General features: G+C 27.4%; 21 protein-coding genes. 15 read left to right on the top strand and 6 right to left on the bottom strand.

The annotated features are described in order from the left end of the window. Positions 1-2: 2 nt before the first annotated feature. The 10 genes from LPB137_RS07490 to LPB137_RS07445 all read left to right on the top strand — a co-directional run bounded on the left by LPB137_RS07490 (position 3) and on the right by LPB137_RS07445 (position 11,685). Positions 3-440 (top strand): RDD family protein, encoded by a 438-nt coding sequence (locus tag LPB137_RS07490; protein WP_076086515.1) that lies wholly within the window; start codon positions 3-5, stop codon positions 438-440. Then, on the top strand, positions 433-2,532 hold the full coding sequence (locus LPB137_RS07485) for an LPS-assembly protein LptD (RefSeq protein WP_076086512.1): 2,100 nt from the start codon (positions 433-435) through the stop codon (positions 2,530-2,532). Before LPB137_RS07490 ends, LPB137_RS07485 begins: the two co-directional genes overlap by 8 nt. Continuing rightward, on the top strand, positions 2,533-3,183 hold the full coding sequence (locus LPB137_RS07480) for a phosphoribosyltransferase (RefSeq protein WP_076086509.1): 651 nt from the start codon (positions 2,533-2,535) through the stop codon (positions 3,181-3,183). It abuts the gene before it with no gap. A gap of 5 nt (positions 3,184-3,188) precedes the next feature. After that, entirely contained in the window at positions 3,189-5,369 is a 2,181-nt protein-coding gene (locus LPB137_RS07475; RefSeq protein ID WP_076086506.1) for a polyribonucleotide nucleotidyltransferase, read from the top strand. 78 nt (positions 5,370-5,447) lie between these two features. After that, complete coding sequence (locus LPB137_RS07470) at positions 5,448-5,816, top strand: response regulator (protein WP_076086503.1); 369 nt, start codon at positions 5,448-5,450, stop codon at positions 5,814-5,816. A 14-nt stretch (positions 5,817-5,830) separates the two neighbouring features. Then, the gene (locus LPB137_RS07465) at positions 5,831-7,897 is read left to right on the top strand and encodes a chemotaxis protein CheA (RefSeq protein ID WP_076086500.1); all 2,067 of its coding nucleotides are present in this window, start codon (positions 5,831-5,833) and stop codon (positions 7,895-7,897) included. Next, positions 7,898-8,743 carry a CheR family methyltransferase gene (locus LPB137_RS07460; protein WP_076086497.1) on the top strand — a complete coding sequence of 282 codons (846 nt, stop codon included), beginning with the start codon at positions 7,898-7,900 and terminating at the stop codon, positions 8,741-8,743. After that, positions 8,740-9,414 carry a chemotaxis protein CheD gene (locus tag LPB137_RS07455; RefSeq protein ID WP_076086494.1) on the top strand — a complete coding sequence of 225 codons (675 nt, stop codon included), beginning with the start codon at positions 8,740-8,742 and terminating at the stop codon, positions 9,412-9,414. The genes LPB137_RS07460 and LPB137_RS07455 overlap by 4 nt, the downstream gene beginning before the upstream one ends. A gap of 35 nt (positions 9,415-9,449) precedes the next feature. Continuing rightward, a complete protein-coding gene (locus tag LPB137_RS07450) occupies positions 9,450-10,523 on the top strand; it encodes a protein-glutamate methylesterase/protein-glutamine glutaminase (RefSeq protein ID WP_076086490.1) in 1,074 nt (357 codons plus the stop codon). A gap of 106 nt (positions 10,524-10,629) precedes the next feature. After that, on the top strand, positions 10,630-11,685 hold the full coding sequence (locus tag LPB137_RS07445) for a tyrosine-type recombinase/integrase (protein ID WP_076086487.1): 1,056 nt from the start codon (positions 10,630-10,632) through the stop codon (positions 11,683-11,685). A gap of 12 nt (positions 11,686-11,697) precedes the next feature. Here LPB137_RS07445 and LPB137_RS07440 read toward each other — a convergent pair whose 3' ends face one another. The 5 genes from LPB137_RS07440 to hemW are packed head-to-tail and all read right to left on the bottom strand — an operon-like array spanning position 11,698 to position 16,481. After that, positions 11,698-11,976, bottom strand: coding sequence for a hypothetical protein (locus LPB137_RS07440; RefSeq protein WP_076086484.1), 279 nt, complete (start codon positions 11,974-11,976; stop codon positions 11,698-11,700). An 11-nt stretch (positions 11,977-11,987) separates the two neighbouring features. Continuing rightward, entirely contained in the window at positions 11,988-12,494 is a 507-nt protein-coding gene (locus LPB137_RS07435) for a hypothetical protein (protein WP_076086481.1), read from the bottom strand. 51 nt (positions 12,495-12,545) lie between these two features. Further along, positions 12,546-14,513, bottom strand: coding sequence for a M3 family metallopeptidase (locus tag LPB137_RS07430; RefSeq protein WP_076086478.1), 1,968 nt, complete (start codon positions 14,511-14,513; stop codon positions 12,546-12,548). A 15-nt stretch (positions 14,514-14,528) separates the two neighbouring features. Then, positions 14,529-15,356, bottom strand: a complete 828-nt coding sequence (gene prmC, locus LPB137_RS07425) for a peptide chain release factor N(5)-glutamine methyltransferase (RefSeq protein ID WP_076086475.1) — start codon at positions 15,354-15,356, stop codon at positions 14,529-14,531. Positions 15,357-15,413: 57 nt separating this feature from the next. Next, positions 15,414-16,481 carry a radical SAM family heme chaperone HemW gene (gene hemW / locus LPB137_RS07420; protein WP_076086472.1) on the bottom strand — a complete coding sequence of 356 codons (1,068 nt, stop codon included), beginning with the start codon at positions 16,479-16,481 and terminating at the stop codon, positions 15,414-15,416. Positions 16,482-16,536: 55 nt separating this feature from the next. Here hemW and LPB137_RS07415 point away from each other — a divergent pair, with 55 nt between their 5' ends. From LPB137_RS07415 to folP, 5 genes are read left to right on the top strand one after another with little or no spacing between them, the layout of a single operon-like run. Beyond that, a complete protein-coding gene (locus LPB137_RS07415) occupies positions 16,537-17,031 on the top strand; it encodes an RNA pyrophosphohydrolase (RefSeq protein ID WP_076086469.1) in 495 nt (164 codons plus the stop codon). A 17-nt stretch (positions 17,032-17,048) separates the two neighbouring features. Further along, positions 17,049-18,260, top strand: a complete 1,212-nt coding sequence (locus LPB137_RS07410) for an aspartate kinase (RefSeq protein ID WP_076086466.1) — start codon at positions 17,049-17,051, stop codon at positions 18,258-18,260. Positions 18,261-18,262: 2 nt separating this feature from the next. Then, entirely contained in the window at positions 18,263-18,814 is a 552-nt protein-coding gene (locus LPB137_RS07405; protein ID WP_076086463.1) for a HobA family DNA replication regulator, read from the top strand. 1 nt (position 18,815) lies between these two features. Beyond that, complete coding sequence (locus LPB137_RS14215) at positions 18,816-19,442, top strand: DNA polymerase III subunit delta' (protein ID WP_172802472.1); 627 nt, start codon at positions 18,816-18,818, stop codon at positions 19,440-19,442. A gap of 9 nt (positions 19,443-19,451) precedes the next feature. Next, complete coding sequence (folP, locus tag LPB137_RS14210) at positions 19,452-20,258, top strand: dihydropteroate synthase (protein WP_076086457.1); 807 nt, start codon at positions 19,452-19,454, stop codon at positions 20,256-20,258. A 21-nt stretch (positions 20,259-20,279) separates the two neighbouring features. Here the strand turns inward: folP and LPB137_RS07390 are convergent, their stop codons facing one another. Next, positions 20,280-21,110: a prephenate dehydrogenase gene (locus tag LPB137_RS07390; RefSeq protein WP_076086454.1), complete on the bottom strand. Its 831-nt coding sequence runs from the start codon at positions 21,108-21,110 to the stop codon at positions 20,280-20,282. Positions 21,111-21,208 lie beyond the last annotated feature (98 nt).

Genomic DNA, 21,208 nt, shown 5'->3' with positions numbered 1-21,208 from the left:
CAATGAGTAATAATACAGACGATTTACAATTAGCATCAATGAGATCAAGAGCAACTGCTTTTGTAATTGATGATTTACTTGTAACTGCAATTATTCTTATCATTTTTTGGAATAATATAATGGCTGTTAGTCATGATGTTAATGCAATGATGTATTTTATGAAAACTGATTTAGTTATGCCTTTAATATTTCTAAAACTTGTATATCAAACAGTTTTTGTTTGGTATTATGGTGCAACTATTGGTAAAATTATTACTAAAATTAGAGTTATTGATTCTAATAATTGGGGTAGAGTAACTTTGTTTTCTGCAATTTTGAGATCAATTGGTAGAATTTTTTCTGAAATGTTCTTTTATATTGGTTTTTTAATCGGATTCTTTAATGATGGAAGAAAAACATTCCATGACTTAACAGGTAAAACATTGGTTGTTAATGCTTAGAAATTATGTAGCTTCATTTTTATTACTTACTACATTAGCTAATGCTGATGAATTAAAGAATGAAAAATTTCAGCTTATATCTCAAAACATTAATACTGAGAATAATATAGTAATAGCAAGTGGTAATGTAGTTATTTTCTCTCCTACATACTATATTTCTGCCTCAAAGGTAATATATAATAAAGAAGAAGAGACTTTTGAATTATTTGATAATGTATTAATATTAAAAGATAATACAATTCAAACTCAAAGTGATTATGCTTTAGTTAATTTAAAGAATGATTCTTATTCGCAATCACCTGTTTTACTTTTTGATAAAAAAAGTAATCTATGGGTTAATTCAAAAAAATCGACTAAAGATGATACAAATATAGAATTAGAAAGTTCAATAATTTCTTCTTGTGATTGTGTTGATCCTGCTTGGAGTATACGTGTATCATCAGCATCTTATGATACAGATAATAAGTGGGTTCATGCATATAATCCAAGATTATATTTTAGAGATGTTCCCGTATTTTATAGTCCTTATTTAGGGTTTCCTACAGATACTACACGAAGAACTGGCTTATTACCTCCAACAATTGGATATTCAAATAGCGAAGGAATTTACTATTCTCAATCCTTATTTATAGCACCTGCAGCAAATTATGATTTAGAAATAAAACCTCAAATTAGAAGTGATAGAGGATATGGAGCATATACTTACTTTAGATATGCAGACTCACCTTATTCTTTACTAAAATTAAATGCAGGTTTTTTCAAAGAACAAAAATCTTATCAAATAGAAAATGACTTAGACAACCAAAAGCATTATGGTTGGGGTTTAGAGTATGAAAGAACTAAACTATTTTCAAAGAAAAACCATCAAGATGGTTTTTATGCTTCAATTAATTGGTTAAATGATGTTGAATATGAAACTTTAGAAGATGAAGAAAGTACTATTTCTACAGATGAAAAAGTAGAATCAAAAATAAACTACTTTTATAACACTCCAAGATATTATGGTGGAGTATATGGAAGATACTATATTGATACATCAGAAGATTCAAATGATTCTACATTACAAGAATTACCTCATTTACAATTCCATTCATATAATAAAGAACTATTTGGTATAGATAATCTTTTATATTCACTTGATACTAAATATCGAAATTACACTAGAGAAGAAGGTTTAAATGCACAGTATTATGAACTTTCATTACCTATAAATTATAGTAGATATTTTTTAGATGATTATTTATATGTAAATGTTGAAAACAAAGTTGTGCTTAGTAAATATAAATATACTAATGATGCTTCAACTTATGATGATGGGACATTAGCACAAAATGTTTTTTCAGTTTCTGTTGGAACTGATTTAATAAAACCTTATGATAATTATCTTCATACTATAAATTTAAATGCCCAATACTCTCATCCTGAAAATTTAAGAGAAGATGGTGATTTATATGGAATTACTACAGAAGATTCTACAAGTGAATTATCTTCATTTGCTAATACTGAAGAAGATAGAGAAATTAACATTTCATTAAATCAATCTTTATATGATAATAAAAATTTAAAACAAGTTATAAATCATAAATTAACTCAATCAATTCTATATAATAGCGTTGACAAGCCAAAACTTCAAGATGCAGAAAATTATATAAAGCTAAATTACAATGACATCTCTGTTTCAAATAAGATTACATACAATGTTGAAGATAATTATTTTACTCAGGCTTCTTTAGATGTTAAATATAAAATTAAAGATTTAACATTAAGTGCAGGGTATTATAAATCAAAAGAAACAACTAATTCTAATAAAGAAGAATTAGAGTCTTATAGAGTTAAAGCAGATTACAAAATTTCAAAAGATTATAAAGTTTCTTATTATGAAAACTATAATATTTTGGAAGAAGTAAAAAGTAAACAAGGTATTAACTTCAATATAAATGATGCATGTTGGAATTTTGATATAAAATATGAAAGAGAAAGAATTCCTTCTACAAGTACAAGTTCTAGTATTGATCAAAAAATATTATACTTCAATCTAGAATTAAAACCTCTTGGTGGAATAAAACAACAATATGAACTTGAGGAAAACTAGATGACTACTGATCCAATTTTTTTTAAAAATAGAGAAGTTGCTGCATACAGATTACTTGATGTTCTACCTATTGATAAAATGAAACTAGAAGATTGGACTGTTTTATCTACTTCTTGTAGTGGTTATCCAATTGCAAGTATTATTGCAAAAGAGTTAAATGCCAAATTAGATATGATGTTTTCAAAGAAAATATATGCACCTAGTAATAATGAATGCGAAATTGCTATTGTAACAGAAGCTGAGGAAGTTCTAATTCATGAAGAACTTGTAAAATCTTTTGATATAAATTTAGATTTGATATATGGTCAATCTAAATATTTATATGAAAATGAGCTATCGTATGAAGTGAGTAAATTCAGAAATGAAGCAACTTTAACTAATTTAAATGAAAGAAATATACTTCTTATTGATGAAGGATTAAATACAGGATTAACAATGATGGCTTGTATTAAAAGTGCAATTAAATTAGGTGCAAAATCAATATCAGTGGCAACACCAGTAATTCCCACTGCAAGTATTCAAACAATTGAATCAATTGCAGATGATTTGTATTATGTAGAAAAATTAGATCATTTTATATCTATTAATTTTTATTATGATACATTAGAAGAAATAAAATTTAAAGATATAGAAACAATAAAAAAGGATTAAGATAAATGTCAACAGTTTGTGAATTTGAATTAAGTAAAAAACAAGAGATTTTCGAGTTTGGAAAAGTAGCTAAACAAGCAAATGGATCTGTATTAGCAAAATTAGGAAATGCAGTTGTATTAGCAACAGTAGTAAGTGAATTTGATAATCCTGTTAGTGAAGATTTTACTCCTTTAACAGTTCAATATATTGAAAAAACATACGCAGCAGCAAAGTTACCTGGAGGTTTCTTTAAAAGAGAAGCAAAAGCCAGTGAATTTGAAACATTAACTTCAAGAGTAATTGATAGAAGTTTAAGACCATTATTTCCAAAAGGTTATGTTTATCCTACAACTATTACTGTAATGGTTCTAAGTGCAGATAAAGAAGTTGATATTCAAGCATTAGCTTTAAATGCTGCAAATGCTGCATTATATACATCAAACTTACCTGTTAAAAAATCTGTTTGTGGTGTTAGAGTTGCAAAAATTGATGGTGAATATGTAGCAAATCCAAAAATGAGTGAATTAGAAAACTCGACTTTAGATTTATATATAGCAGGTTCTAAAGATGAATTATTAATGATTGAAATGAAATCTATTTCTTCAACTGATATGGTTGAAGTTGATATTGAAGCTTTTACAAAAGTTCATAATTCAAATGAAGTTAATGAAACTAATTTAGTTGAAGCTATTGCTTTTGCACAAAAAGCTTTATTTGAAGCAAATAGTGCTTATGAAGCAGGTTTTGAAGAAGCTTGTAAAGATATGAAAGAAGTTGAATTAGTTGAATTTAAAATTCCTGAAGAAGTTATTGTTTATGTAAGAAACACTTATTCTTCAAATATTACAGCGGCTATTGAAAAACTAGCTAAAAGTGAAAGAGCTACTGAACTTAAAGATGTTGCAAAAATGATTTCTATTGATTCATATTGTGAAGAAAATGAAATTGAATTTTCAGTTGTTTATGAAGCAGTTTCTGTTGTTAAAAGAGAAATCGTAAGAAAAATGATTGTAAATGATAAGGTAAGAGCTGATGGTAGAGGTTTAAAAGATGTTAGACCAATTTCAATTGATACAAATATTTTACCTTCAGCACATTCATCTTGTTTATTTACTCGAGGTGAGACACAAGCATTAGTTGTAGGAACTTTAGCTGGAGCTAAAGATGGACAAATGTATGAAATGTTAACTGAAAAATCAACATTAATAGATAGATTTATGCTTCATTATAACTTCCCAGGTTTCTCAGTAGGAGAAGCTAAACCAATGTTTGGAGTAGGAAGAAGAGAATTAGGTCATGGTAATTTAGGTAAAAAAGCCTTAGAACCAACTATTGATAACGATTATTCTGAAACAGTAAGATTAGTATCAGAAATTTTAGAATCAAATGGTTCTTCATCAATGGCAACAGTATGTGGTGGTTCTTTAGCACTTAAAGCAGCTGGTGTTCCAATTTCTGATTTAGTTGCTGGTGTTGCAATGGGTATGGTTGTTGAAGATGGTAAATATTCTGTACTAACTGATATTATGGGACTTGAAGATCACGATGGTGATATGGACTTTAAAGTTGCAGGTACAGCAAAAGGTATTACTGCTTTACAAATGGATATTAAACTTGGTGGAATTGAGTTAAGTGTTTTAGAAGAAGCATTATTACAAGCAAAAGAAGGACGAGAACATATTTTAGGTCTTATGGAAACAGCAGCAGCAGAGATTATTCCAAGTGAGGCTTTACCATTAATTGAACAATTTGCAATTGATCCTAGTAAAATAATGGTTGTTATTGGAAAAGCTGGTTCAACAATTAAAGAAATAATTGAGAAATTCTCGGTAGGAATTGACTTAGATAGAGATAGTGGTAATGTTAAAGTAAGTGGAAATAATAAGCAAAATGTATTAGATGCTTGTGAACATATTAAAACAATTTCAAACAATGCAGTTTCTAGAAAACCACATTCAAAAGATTTAGATTTTGAAAAACTTTATAAAGTGGATGATGTTGTAATGGGTAAAGTAGAAAGAATTGTTGACTTTGGTGCTTTTGTTGCCTTACCAAAAGGTGGAGAAGGACTACTTCATATTTCTAAAATATCTAAACAAAGAGTAAAAAATGTTTCTGATGTTTTAAGTGTTGCAGATGAAATAGAAATAAAAGTACTTAAAGTTACAAAAGACAGAATTGAATTAGCTTCTAATTCAATTTAATAATTAACCCTAGTTTAATACTTCTTACGTTAGTATAGATTAATAACTTTTTAATATACAAGGTAAGGGGTACTAGATATGGCGAAGCTTTTAATCGTAGATGATTCTACAATGCTAAGAGATATGTTAAATTATGCATTAAATGAAGGTGGTTACACAGATGTAACTGAGGCAGTTGATGGAGTAGATGGTTTAGCAAAAGCTAATAGCGCTGATTTTGACTTAATAATAACTGACGTAAATATGCCAAATATGGATGGACTTACACTTATTGGCGAACTTCGAAAAATACCAAAATATTCTAAAAAACCTATTTTAGTACTAACAACTGAAAGAAGTGATGAAATGAAAACTAAAGGTAAAGCTGCTGGAGCTACTGGTTGGATAGTTAAGCCTTTTGTTCCTGATCAATTGTTAAAAGCGGTAAATATCGTTTTAAGTAGATAATAAAAGGATCTAAGATGTCATTTGATATTTCAAAATATAGAGAAATGTTTTTAGAAGAAGCTGAAGAACTTTTTGAATCAGCAGATAATGTACTTTTAGAAGCAGAAAATAATGGTTCTTTAACAGACGATGAAATGGGACAATTATTTAGAGATGTGCATACCTTAAAAGGTAGTGGTGCATCAGTTGAGTTAAAACTTTTTGCTGAATTCACTCATGATGTAGAAAATATGATGGATAAATTAAGAAATCATCAAATTGAGTTTATTCCTGAAATGGCTGGAACTTTAATTGATGGTTTAGATGTAATGAAAGAGATTTTAGATCTTGAAGTTGCAGAAGATTTAACAAAAGAAACTTTTACAGAAATGACGTCTAGCTTATTAGTTGAGATTCGTGCATATACAAATGGAACAGCTGTAAAAAAAGAAGAACCTGAAGTTGTAGTACCTGTTGTCTCAACACCTGAACCTGTTAAAAAAGAAATTGAAGTATCAGATGATGATAATTTCGGTTTTTTTGATGATGATTTAAATGATCAAATTGGAAGTAAATCTTATGGAATTTTTGCTGATGATGTAGATGAGGATCAAAAAAACTTTGGTTTTTATGATGAAGCATTAGAAAATGCATCAAATAATTATAAAGATACTCCTTTAAATCAAGAAGAAAAAGAAAATTTTGGATTCTTTGACGACGTTCCTTCATTAACACCTGATGCTGTTATGGAAAGTAATAATATTCAAGAAACTGAAAATAAAGAAGAAGCTAATGTAGTTACATCTAATGATGTAGTTAAAACTGAACAAAAACCAGTTGCAAGAGCTAGTAAAGAAATTAAAGAAAAACCAACTAAAAAAGCATCAACAAATAACAATATTAGAGTTAATCTAGATAAAATTGATTTACTTATGAATAATGTTGGAGATTTAGTTATTACAAATGCAATGCTTACACAATTTTCTTCAACAATTGATGATACAAAAACTAGAAATTCTGTACTTGAGAGATTAGAACTTTTAGAAAGACATATTAGAGATATGCAAGATTCAATTATGAGTATTCGTATGGTACCTATGGAATCTATTTATTCAAAATTCCCAAAAGTTGTAAGAGATATTTCTAAAAAACTTGGCAAGAAAGTAGAGTTCAAACATTTTGGTGATAATGTTGAAATTGATAAAGCAATGATTGAAGGATTAACTGATCCTTTAATGCATATTATTAGAAATTCACTTGACCATGGTTTAGAAACTCCAGAAGAAAGAGAATCATCTGGAAAAACTGACGTTGGTTCAATTATTATCTCAGCAGAACAAGCTAATGGTCAAATGATTATTACAATTGAAGATGATGGAAGAGGAATTGATTCTGAGAAAGTTGCCTTAAAAGCACTTGATCAAGGACAAATTGATGAAAATCAATACAATACAATGAGTCTTAACGAAAAAGCTATGCTTGTATTTGGAGCAGGTGTTTCAACTGCTGATCAAATTTCTGAAATTTCGGGTCGTGGTGTTGGTATGGATGTTGTTAAAACAAATATACAAAAACTAGGTGGAGATCTAAAATTAGATACAACTTTAGGGCAGGGTACGATTTTAACAATTATGTTACCTTTAACTCTTGCAATTCTTGATGGTTTAGATATTGCAGTTAGTGATCAAAAATATATTTTACCACTATCATCAATTGTTGAGTCATTACAACCAACATCTGATATGATTAAAAAAATTGGTGACGGAACACAAGATCTACTAATGTTAAGAGAAGAATTCATTCCAGTTGTGAGAATTCATCAGTTATTTGGACTAAAGAATAGTTTTGAAAACTTAGAAGATGGAATGTTAATTGTTGTTAAATCTGGGAATACAAAAGTTGCATTGTCAATTGATGAATTCTTAAATCAACATCAAGTTGTTGTAAAACCACTTGATAAAAACTTTAGATCTGTTGAAGGTATTGGTGCTGCAACAGTAAGAGGTGATGGTAGTATTGGCTTGATTTTAGATGTTGTTGGTATTATAAATGCACAAATAAATATTGAGAAGAATATGAATAAGGCAAGAAAAGCATCATAAATGAATTACACTACAGATGATATTCACAATAAAGTAAAAAAACTTCTTTATGGATTAACTGGTATAACTCTAGCAGATAATAAAGATATCATGATCTCTAATAGAATAGAGAAACTAAAAAGAGATAGTAAATTTAAAGGTGATATTATGGAACTTCTTCAATTAATTGAAGAAGGTTCGTATGTTACTGATTTTATTAACTCTTTTACTACAAATAAAACTCACTTTTTCAGAGAAGATTTTCATTTTTTAGATTTAAAAAATAGAGCCATACCAGAACTAGTGAAATCTGGAAATAATATTAGTATGTATTGCTCTGCTTCTTCTACAGGAGAAGAACCTTATTCAATGGCAATGACACTCTTAGAAACTCAAGAAGAATTAGGAAAAAGATTAAATGCTTCAATAATTGCTACAGATATAGATACAAACGTATTACAATATGCAGCAAATGGGGTTTATAGATATTCTAAATCATCAAAAGAGTTTCCTTCTTGGATAAAACCTCCTAAATATTTCAAAAAAAGAGTTCAAAAGAATTTATCTGGTGAAGAGATACTTATAAAAGTTAAAGATGAGTTAAAGAAAATGATTTCTTTTCAAGTTATGAATTTAAATGACTCTTCTTATCCTTTTTCGAAAAATCAATTTGATATTGTTTTTTGTAGAAACGTATTAATATATTTTTCATCAGAGGATCAAAATAAAATATTAAAAAAACTTTTTTCACACCTAAAGATTGGTGGTACTTTGTATTTAGGTCATTCAGAAAACCCACAAGATCTAGTTAATTATGTAAAAAGAGTAGGGCAAAATATTTTTATAAAAGAAAAGGAAATCTTTTGATTATTATTGGACATAAAGATGGAAGTATTGAAAAAACGTCTTCTATAAGATTTACACAAAAAACTAAAGGTCTATCAACACACACTGTAATTGGTGGAGAATTTGCTGTTGGTAATGATGTTGAAGAAATTGCTTTTAAAACATTATTAGGCTCATGTGTAGCCATTATGTTTTTTGATAAAGTAAGTAAAATAAAAGGAATGAACCATTTTTTACTTCCGGCAACAAATAATAGTAATGATGATATGAAATATGGTCTTTATTCTGTTGAAGCAATGCTTAATGAAATGTATAAACTAGGCTGTAATAAAAATAATATGGTTGCAAAAATATCAGGTGGTGCTGATATCATGCAACTTAATATGTCATCACAGTCAATAGGGCATAGAAATGTAGAGTTTGCTAAAGATTTTTGTAAATCAGAAGGTTTTCAATTAGTTAGTGAACATACACGTGGTGAACATGGTAGGTTGATTTTATTAGCAAATGAATTTGAAACTTTTATTAAAGTAACTCAAAAAAGTGAAACAGATAGTAAAATTGCATCTGAAGAGAAATCATTACAAAAAGAGATTACAAAAGCTCCTGTTATCAAAGAATATGTTGGTGCTGTTGACTTATTTGGAATGGAAGAAAAACAAGAACCAGAAATGGAAATTGAACTTTTCTAAAAAATTAGAGATTTATAAATAGGGTGGCTATATAAGTGTATACAGTTTTAGTTATTGATGATTCTGCTTCAATGAGAAGAATTATTAAAGATATGATTAATGATATTGAAGAATTTGAAGTTATATCAATGGCTGTAGATGCCTATGATGCAAGAGAAAAAATTAAACAATATGAACCTGATTTAGTTACTATTGATATAAATATGCCTAAAATGGATGGAGTAACTTTCTTAAGAAACTTAATGAGACTCCACCCTATGCCTGCTGTTGTTGTGTCAGGTGAGGGTGTAAGAGGTAATGATATTTTTGATGATGGAGCTGTTGGTTTTATTCCTAAACCTGAAAATGGTGAATCTATGCAATCTTTTCAACATAGAATAAAAGATACCTTATTAAATTTAACATTTTTACTTAAAAGATATACTTTAAAAAAACCAAGAGCATTAATTGTAAAAAAAACTAATAATAAAGAAATAGAGTATAAAATTCATCCAGATGAAGTAATGTCATCTAAACCAATTAGAGGTAATGGAAGTAAATTAATTGCAATAGGTTCTTCAACAGGTGGTGTTGAAGCTTTATGTAAAGTATTTATGAAACTTCCTTCTTCTTTACCTCCTATTTTAATTACTCAACACATACCATATGGATTTTCAAACTCATTTGCTCATAGATTAAACGATAACTCAGAAGTAAATGTTCACGAGGCAAAAGATGGAATGCTTTTAGAAAAAGGTCATGCTTATTTAGCTCCTGGAAATATGCACTTAAGTATTGAAAAAAGTGGATTAGGGTATAAAACTAAATTACTAGACACAAAAAAAGTTAGTCAACATAAACCAAGCGTAGATATATTATTTCGATCAGTTAACAATGTAATTGGTTCATCTGCAATGGCTGTTATCATGACTGGTATGGGTGATGATGGAATGATTGCAATGAAAGATATGTATGATAATAATGTTTATACTCTTGCACAAAATGAAGAATCTTGTGTTGTATTTGGAATGCCAGCAAAAGCAATTAAAGCAGGTGCAATAAAAGACATCATTCATTTAGATGATATAGCTGAGTATATTATAGATTATTCTAAGGGAAAGAGAAAATAGAAGACTATTTTGTAATGTATTAATTAGTTTGAAAATTATAGTTTTCAAGACTAAATTAAACTTATTAAAGTATAATAGTATTTATATAAACTTTTAAAGGCTATAAATGAGATATGATTTAGACTTTTCTAATACTTTTGATAGAACACTATTGTTTTGGATTGAACGTTTTATAAGGTATAAATTAACTACACTATCAAATAGACAAGTTAATGATAAAGAAAAACTAGCACTTATAATACAAAAATTAGTTGTTGGTACAAATAATATTAATGAACTTACATTATTAGTGAAAGATGCAAGAAACATTGGTTTATCAGGAATTAACACATATTTTAATCCCTTAGTAAAACTTTTTAATTTTCTAAATAATTTAGGTTTAGCTTCAATGAAAGAAATTGATGAAGAACTCTTGAGTGATTTTTTAGCAAGTTCAACAAGTGGTCTATCAGATGCATCAAAGAAAAATCATAGAATTGCCCTACTTGGACTTTTTACTTATATTGACAAACAAAATGAAAATACAGATGGTAATTCATATATGTTTAAAATTGAGCTAAAAAATTGGGGAGGATTAAAAGGAAATTCTGGTTCAAAACTACCCTCTTTTATGAATAAAGATGAAATTAATAGATTTTTAATAGCTATTAATGAGTATGAATTTAGTGATAAAACATCATATAGAAACAGACTTATCATCAAAATGATAATTTATACAGGTATTCGTGTATCTGAGATGTTAAATCTAAAATTAAAAGACATGTTTAAAGAAGATGATGTTTATTTACTTCAAATTAGAGGAAAAGGAAATAAACCACGAGTTGTAATGATTAAAGCCTCAATTATAGAAAATGATTTAAATAATTGGCTTGATATGCGTGTTTGTAATGATGACTTATTAGTATGTAATCAAAAAGGAAATAGATTAACCCAAAGTTATGTAAGTAGAACTGTTGAAAATATATTAATAAGTGCAGGAATTAGAAAAGAAAAAAATGGTGCTCATATGTTAAGACACTCATTTGCAACTTTATTATATCAAAAACATCATGATTTAATTTTAGTACAAGAAGCACTAGGACATGCAGATATAAATACATCTAGAATATATACACACTTTGATAAAGATAGGTTAAGAGCAACTACTAATTTAATGGATTAAGGATATTATTTTTTACCAAAAAGAGGCAGTTTCATAAGATGAGTTTTCAATGTTGTCTAATTCTAAATAGATATTATCATTATAATCTATGTATAAACTATAATCCCCTATAAAAAGACTATTTTCTATCTCTCTTTTATTTAAATATATATCTTCTGCATCTTGGCTTAAGTCCGATAAATAGTACTCTACCATTGAAGGTGCCATATTATTAATAGCACCTTCTATTGAGTTAAAATTATCAACACCAAAAGTATTATACAAAGATATTTTATTTAATAATGTAATCATTATTCTCTTTTTTAATTATTAAATCCATTTAATAGTGAAGCCATTCTATTTAAATCGATTTTATTATCTTCTTGTTTTTCTTCGTTTTTTTCTTCTTTATTACTACTTACATCATTTTGAGAAGTTTTGTTATTTGAATTATATAAACCACCTAAAGGTTCATCTTCTTTCTTTTCTTCTTTGCTTTCTTCTTTATCTGAGTCTTCTACAGTTTTCTTTTCTTCACTAGTGCTTGATGAATCATTTGTAATATCATTATTTGATACTTTTTTATTTAGTAAACCTTCAATTTTTCCTAACATTGAAGAAATATTAGAATTATCTTCTTCTGTATTAGTTTTAAAGTCGTTTACATTTAATTCTAAATCTTCTTTAACTGTTTCAAGATCAAGAATTTCATCTTCTAGTTCAGTTATCTTTGTCTCTAATTTAGTATTTTTTAATTCAAGTTCTTCATAAGCTTTAATTAGTGTATTTAAAGCATTGTTTAGTTTTGAAATTGTTTCTGCATTTGTCATTTGTATTTAATCCTTGTTGATATTATTATTAGTTCGTTATTATTACAAAATTTAGCTAATAATTCCATCAATTTTTAATAAAGAATCAACACTTGGCTTTCTTTGTGCAAAATTATAGAATAATTCATCCATATTTTTTGATCCACCTTTAGATAATATAGTTTCTTTATATTTTAAAGCAAGCTCTTTATTGAAAATATTTTTTGAATCAATAAACATATAAAATGCATCGGCACTTAGTACTTCAGCCCACTTGTATGAGTAATATCCAGCTGCATATCCACCTGCAAAAATATGAGAAAATCCATTTTGGAATTTGTTATATGAAGGTGGAATCATTGGTGAAAATTCTGCTCTTACTTTATCTAGTACATTTTGCACTTCTTCTTCAGTTTTGTATAAGTCTTGATATAGTTTAAAGTCAAACAAAGCTAATTCTATTTGTCGTACAAGTGCAAGCGATGATTGGAAGTTCTTAGCTTTGATAATCTTTTCAATAGCTTCATCATCTAGAACCTCTTTAGTCTTGTAATGTTTAGCAAAAAGTTTTAACACTTCTTTATCATAAGAAAAGTATTCTAAAAACTGTGATGGAAACTCAACTGTATCCCAAGCAACTCCAGAAATACCACTTACATAAGGTTCTTTTATATCACTTAATAAATGATGTAAGGCATGTCCCATTTCATGAAATAGTGTAACAACATCAGAATGTCTTAATAAAGATGGTGTAGTTTTAGTTGACTGAGGAAAATTACAAACAATAAAAGCTGTAGGAAGTTGTTCTTCGCCTTTACTATTAGAATAGTGTGAATGCCAGCTATTCATCCAAGCTCCACCTCTTTTATCTTTTCTAGCTTCTAAATCTATATAAATTCGTGCAGTTTGTTTTTCATTCGTTAAAAGATCATATACTTTTACTTTCTCATCCCATGCTTTAGTATCAACTTGAACAAATTTTACATCAAACATTTGATGTAAAAAATCAAAGAAACCATCTAATACAGATGTTTGCTCAAAATAAGGTCTATAATACTCTTCATCTAAATCATATTTAGCTTTCTTTAGTTTTTCAGAATAATAAGACATATCAGAAGATCTAAAATCACTTACACCATCTTTTAATGCTAGTTCTTTAATTTCATTCAGCTCTTCACCTGCTTTTTTCTTACCCTTGTGACCTAATTCTTCTAAGAACGAAACTACTTCTTCTTCTTTTGAAGCCATTTTTGTCTCTAAAGAGTATTCAGAATAAGAGTTAAATCCTAATATTTTTACTTTTTCATTTTTTAAAATTAGTATTTGTTCAATTATCTTTCCATTCTCCGGTGCTCTTGTACAAAAAGCTTTATAAAGTTCTTCTCTTTTTTCTCTTGATGTTCCATAAGTCATATAAGCCATATAAGAAGGAAATTGTAAATTAAATTTATATTTAGTCTTATCATCTTCTTCGAATGCTGCTAATTCTAAATCAGAGCTAGGTATTTCTTTTACATCTTCTTTATCTTCTACAATCATTTCAAAACTATTAGTTGCATTTAAAAGATTTTGTGAGAACTTATGAGATAACTCGCTAAGAGTTAAATTTATATCTTCTAATCTTTTTTTCTTTGCATCATCTAAATGTGAACCTGAAAGTTTGAAGTCTCTTATTTCATTTTCTAATACTTTATTTTGTATATCGTTTAAAGTAGTTTTACAGTTAGACTGTATATCTTTTAAAGCCTTAAAAACATCATCATTTTGAGATATCCAAGTTTCATATTTTGATAAAACTGGAAGACATTCTTCATAAACTTTTCCTGTAGTTTCTGAATTTTTAACAGAATCTATATGAAATATAGGAGTAACAAAATTGTTAATACTCTCCCCTATTTCTTGATATGGCATAACAAAATTTTCATAAGTTTTATTTTCTATTTCCATTAATTCTAATATTTCATTTTTTGATTGATCTAAAAGCTTTTCTAATAATACTTTTGAATCAGTTAACTTTTCTAAATTAAATTCTTTAAACATTTTATATAATCCTTTTTATTTTTTAAATTGTATTGTAAATCCTCTATCAAACTTTTCATAGTCTTGATAGAAAGTAAAACTTTTTGTATTAAACTCTTCTAAATACTGCGACAATGGATTTTTTTGATCATAACCCATTTCACAAAGTAAATATTCGATATTTCGTTCATCTGTTTGTTTTATTATATCTTTTAATAACTCATCACCAATATTTCCACCAAATAAAGCATTTGACGGTTCATAAGCTACATTTTTTGGTAAGTCATAATCATTTGCAATATAAGGAGGGTTTGAAATAGTTAAATCTATATTTGTTTCATTTATATTTTCATATAAATTACTTAACCTAAATTCTATTTTATCGTCAACATTATGTTTTATTGCGTTTTGTTTTGCTAATTCTAGCGCTTTTTCGTTTATATCTACTGCAATTATCTTTATATCTTTTATTAATAAAGCTAACATCACAGATATTATTCCTGAACCAGTACCAATTTCAAGAACATGTACTGTTTCTTTTTTATCTTTTAATATTTCAAGTGCATTGTCTATTAATAGTTCTGTTTCTGGTCTTGGTATTAAAACACCCTCTTTTACAATAAAAGTCTCACCATAAAATGAAGCTTTGTTTGTTAAATACTCTATAGGATAATCTTGGGCTCTTTTTTTTACAAGTTTTGCTAGTTCTTGTTCTTTATCAAACTGCTTATTATAATTCATATGTAACCAGATAGTATTTTTATCTAATAAATACATCATTAATATTTCAACTTCTTTAGCTGGAATATGAGTTACAAACTTTAAATCATTTGCATATTTTCTAACTGTATCTTTTATTGTCATTTATTATTAAACCTTTTTTAAACTTGTTATTATAGTTAAACTATTATGAATTAACATTTATCCTAATATATATAAAGCTAATTCATCAGATAATAAAAAGTTTTTATTATAAATTCTATTATTTTGTATTAAAACTTTGTCTTCTTGTACTAAATGTTCTACTTTTTCTAACTCATCTTGTGTAAAAAGTGATAATTCAACACCATTTGAGCATCTAAATCCTAGTAGTATTTTTTCTGTTTTTATATCTTCTTGGCTTATTGGTTCATACTCCATATTGAATGGATTTTTTATATATTCTTCAATGCTTTTTATAGGATAATATCTTTGATTATCAACATAACCAACAGCACCTGCACCTATTCCTAAATATTCTTTATGTTCCCAATACCCATAGTTATGTTTTGATTCATATTTTTTTTCTTTTGCAAAATTTGATATTTCATATTGCTTAAAACCATGTTCATTAATATAATCAAATATTTCATAAGAAAGCTCTTCGTCATCAATTTTTACTGAAGATCTATCAAAGAATTTTGTACCTTCTTCAATAGTTAAAGAATAAGCACTTAAGTGTGTAATAGGAAGTTCAAAAGCTTGTTTAAAATCTTCTTTCATACTTTCTAATGTATCTCCTTGAACTCCATAGATTATATCACAATTAATACCATTAAAACCAATACTATTTGCATTTTGTATAGCTTTTAAAGCACTTTTATTATTATGCGAACGACCTAAGAATTTTAGTTTGTCATTATTAAAACTTTGTACTCCAAAACTAACTCTTGTTACTCCATAATTGTACATATTTTCTAGCCACTCATATGAGGCAGAATTTGGGTTTGCTTCTGTTGTGATTTCAGCACCTTCAATTAAGTAAGGTTTGAATATTTCAAATACTTCTTTATATTCATGATGTTTGATGCATGATGGTGTTCCACCACCTATAAAAACTGTTTCTATTTGTTTATTATGTTTTTTTACATAATTATTTAATTCTGTTTTTAATTGTAATTTTAAAGCTTTCATATACTCTTGTTTTAAATGAAACTTATCTGTATATGAATTGAATGCGCAGTAAAAACATTTACTGTCACAAAAAGGTATATGTATGTATAAAAGCAATTTTTAATCCTATTTTTTGTAAAATCTTTGGCTAATTATAAGGGAAAATATATTTATGACTGATAAAAATGAAATCACAAAAGATAATACCAAAAATTACAGACCTAATGTAGCAGCGATTGTACTATCAGCTAAATACCCACATACATGTGAAATATTTATTGCTTCACGAACAGATGTAGATAATGCATGGCAATTTCCACAAGGTGGAATTGACGAAGGTGAAACACCTAAGGAAGCTTTGTATAGAGAGCTTGAAGAAGAAATTGGAACAGGAGATGTGGAAATTATTGCAGAATATCCAAAATGGGTTTCTTATGATTTCCCTCCAGCAATTGCAAAAAAGATGCAACCGTATGATGGACAAATACAAAAATATTATTTAGTAAAGTTAAAAAAAGGTGCAAAAATAAATATTGAAACTGAAATACCAGAATTCAGTGAATTCAAGTTTGTACCAACAAAAAATATTTATGATTATATAACTTTCTTTAAAAGAACAGTATACAAACAAGTTATAAAATATTTTAAAAGTGAAGGTTATATTTAAAAAGGATTGATGAATAAATGTTAAAAGTATTAAAATTTGGTGGAACAAGTGTAGGAACACTTGAGAGAATCCAAAATGTAGCAAATATTATAAAGAAAATTAAAGATGAAGGTCATGATGTTATTGCTGTAGTTTCTGCAATGAGTGGTGAGACTAATAAATTAATTGAATATGCGGAAAGTTTTTCAAAAGAAGCAAATCCTGCTGAAATGGATATGTTATTAAGTTCAGGTGAGCGAGTTACTTCAGCACTATTATCAATTGCTTTAAATGAACAAGGTTATAAAACAACTTCAATGAGTGGTAGAGAAGCTGGAATTATTACAGATGAAGCTCATACAAAAGCAAGAATAGAAGATATTGATACTACAAATCTTAAAAATGCTATTAGTGAAGGTAAAACTGTAATTGTTGCAGGTTTTCAAGGTGTTACAATTAATACGAATAGAGTTTCAACACTTGGACGTGGTGGAAGTGACTTATCTGCTGTTGCAATTGCAGGCGCTATACAAGCTGATATTTGTGAAATATATACTGACGTTGATGGTATTTACACAACAGACCCAAGAATTGAACCAAAAGCAAAAAAACTAGAAAAAATTTCTTATGATGAAATGTTAGAATTAGCTTCACTAGGAGCAAAAGTTTTACAAAATAGATCAGTAGAAATGGCTAAGAAATTAAATGTAAATTTAGTATCAAGATCTAGCTTCACTCCAGAAGTTGAAGGTACGTTAATAACAAAGGAAGAGAATATTATGGAAAAACCAGTTGTAAGTGGAATCGCATTAGATAGAAATCAAATAAGAGTTGGTATGTACGGAGTAACTGATAAGCCTGGCATTGCTGCATCAATCTTTACATCATTAGCTGATGCTGATATTAATGTTGATATGATAGTTCAAACAAGAGGACTTGATGGTACAACTGATTTAGATTTTACTATTCCTACAACTGATTTTACATTATGTAAAAGCGTAATGGAAAAATTCAAAAGTCAATCTAAAAATATTGATTACAATGAAAATATTTGTAAAGTTTCAATTGTCGGTGTTGGAATGAAATCTCATACAGGTGTCGCATCAAAAGCTTTTTCTGCATTAGCAACAGAGAATATTAATATTAGAATTATTTCAACTTCAGAAATCAAAATATCAATGATTATAGAAGAAAAATATGCTGAATTAGCAGTAAGAGCATTACACGAAGCTTATAATCTGGATAAATAAGCGTGCAAGAATTTTTAAACTGGACAGTTGATGTAATTAGGGAAGATAGACTAATCTCTCCTTGGTTAGAAGAAAAAAAATATGAATGGACACCTTTAGTATCTAAAAATATCGTAAATTTATTAGAAAAAGGTGCATCTGTAATTGTATTAACTGATAAAGATAGAGAATGGTTTTTAGAATATGTTTTATCAAATATTAATTCACCAAAATTAAATAGACCATTTCTACCTTTTTATGATTTTAAATCTTTTTACAAATACATGGATAATATTAAATCAGATGATGATATTTCATATATAAAAGATATGTTAAATATATCTTTTCCAAATGGATATTGTTTTTGGTATATTGGCCGAAGCCAAGATGTAAGAGCTGTTATTCCAAAAGTTTCAAAAAACTCTTTTCTTTGGCTTTTTGATGAAGAACAGCAAGATGCCTTTAATCTTAGATCTAGTGATGAAGCTTTAGATATGAAATTACTACAAATGTTTAGACTATATAATAAAACTGTAAGCTCAGCTCTTTTTGCAGAAGTAAACGTAGAAAATTAATATGATTGATAAAAAGATTAATAACTCAACTATTTTAATAGTTAATGATATAACTCAAACATTAAATGAATTATTACCTTTTTATTCTCCTCATAATATTAGAATAATTAAAAATGAAGAAAAAGAAGAGTTTCAGATTTTACAAGCTAATCAAGCTATAAAAGAAGCATATATTGCTTCAAATGAAGATAAATATATTTTTCTTTGTGGAAGTACTTTTAGAAAAGAAGCACAAAACTCTTTATTAAAAGTCTTAGAAGAACCTCCTAAAAATGTAATATTTATTATTCTTACAAATTCAAAGTCTTCAATTTTACCAACAATTTATTCTAGAATGCCATTTAAGTATTTAAAAACATCATCTTTAAAAGATGAAATTTCACTTGATATTTCAAAACTTGATTTAAAAGATATTTACTCATATTTAAAAGAGAATCAAAAAATATCAAAAAAAGATGCAAAAGCTGTTATTGAATCAATTTTATTAAAAGTAAATAAACAAAAAATAAAGCTTGATGAAAAACAATTAGATTTATTTTCTAAAAGTTCAAAACTTCTTGAGTTAAACTCAAGACCTATAAATATTTTAACTACCCTACTTTTATCACTATCAAATACTAAAAAATAAGAACTATAAATGAAAACATACAAAACAAAAATAATGGGTGTTTTAAATGCCAATGAAGATTCATTTTTTAAAAGCAGTAGATTTGATTACAAACAAACTGCTTCTAAAATTGAGTTAATGATTGAAAATGGTGCTAATATTATTGATATTGGTGCAGTTTCAAGTAAACCTGGAAGTATAGCAGTTGATGAAAAAGTAGAATTAGAACGATTAAAAAATATTGTTGAAATTATTTATAAGGAAAAATACTTTGAAAAAGTAGATTTTTCCATTGATTCTTATTCTCTTTTAGTAATAGATTTTGTTTTAAATAAGGGTTTTACAATTGTAAATGATATAACAGGTTTACAAAATGATGAAGTTTGCTCCCTTGTATCAAAATATGCTGCAAAAGTTGTAATAATGCATATGCAAAATAAGCCTTCAAATATGCAAGATAAACCTGAATATAATGATGTAGTCTTGGACATTGACAATTTTTTTAAAAAACAAATTCAAAAAGCAAATAGCTTTGGAATTGAAAATAAAAAGATAATTTTAGATGTTGGAATTGGTTTTGGAAAAACATTAGAGCATAACTTATTACTTTTAAAAAACTTAGAATACTTTAAACATTTTGATTGTGAACTTTTAATAGGTGCAAGCAGAAAATCTATGATTGATTTAATTAGTCCTTCAAAAGTTGAAGATAGATTAGCAGGTACAATAGCAATACACTTAGAAGCTATTAAAAATGGGGCTTCAATTATTAGATGTCATGACGTTTATGAACATAAGCAAGCTATAAAAGTTCAAGAAGCAATTTTAAATACATAAAAGTATGAAAACATGAAATACCTAAAGTATTTCATGTAAAGTATTAGCTTTTTTCATCCATTCTTCTAACTTTTCATACTCTTCATCTTCAACCATTTGTCTAACTTTTTTCATATGGTCTTCAAATAAATCAATTGAATTTAATAAATTTTCTCTATTTTGTTTAAAAATATCTGTCCACATATTTGGACTAGATTTTGCAATTCTACTCATATCTGTAAATCCACCAGCAGCAAGAGCAATAATTGATTTAGGGTCTTCATGATTCATTACTGTATTTGCAAGTGAATATGAAATAGCATGTGGAAGATGTGACATATAACAAGCATGAACATCATGATTATGTGAGTTCATAAAAACAAGTCTCATTCCAATATCTTGAAATACTTTTATAGCTCTATTTTTATGTAATTCATCATTTGCTTCCAAATCACATAAAACTACAGTTTTACCTTCATACAAATTATCCATAGAGGCTTTTGGTCCAAACTTTTCAGATCCGCACATAGGATGAGCTGCAACAAAATTTGATCTAATTTCATTAGGAATATTTTTTACTATAAACTCTTTTGTTGAACCTAAATCCATTATTGTAGTATTTTTATCAATATCAAGTAAATTTGGTAAAAATGAAATGATATTATCAACAGGTATTGCTAATACAATCAAATCACACTCATCTTTTAATCTTTGAATATCAACTAATTCATCTACTAAATTTAATTCTAAAATCTCTTTTTTTGATTTTTCACTTCTAGCATATCCATATACTTTTTTAGCAATTCCATATTTTTTAACAGCCTTTGCTAAAGAACCACCCATAAGTCCTAAACCAACTATTCCTATATTCAACACAGCACCTTTTTTGTAAATTAATTTTGTGATTATATCTTAATATTTATATAAAGTGAATTTAGATATATTATTGTCTAATTATGAAATTAAGGAAA

Origin of the sequence: Poseidonibacter parvus, assembly GCF_001956695.1 — a bacterium.
GTDB lineage: Bacteria > Campylobacterota > Campylobacteria > Campylobacterales > Arcobacteraceae > Poseidonibacter > Poseidonibacter parvus.
The sequence above is the reverse complement of the archived record's forward strand: the minus strand, read 5'-3'. Positions and strand labels throughout refer to the sequence as shown.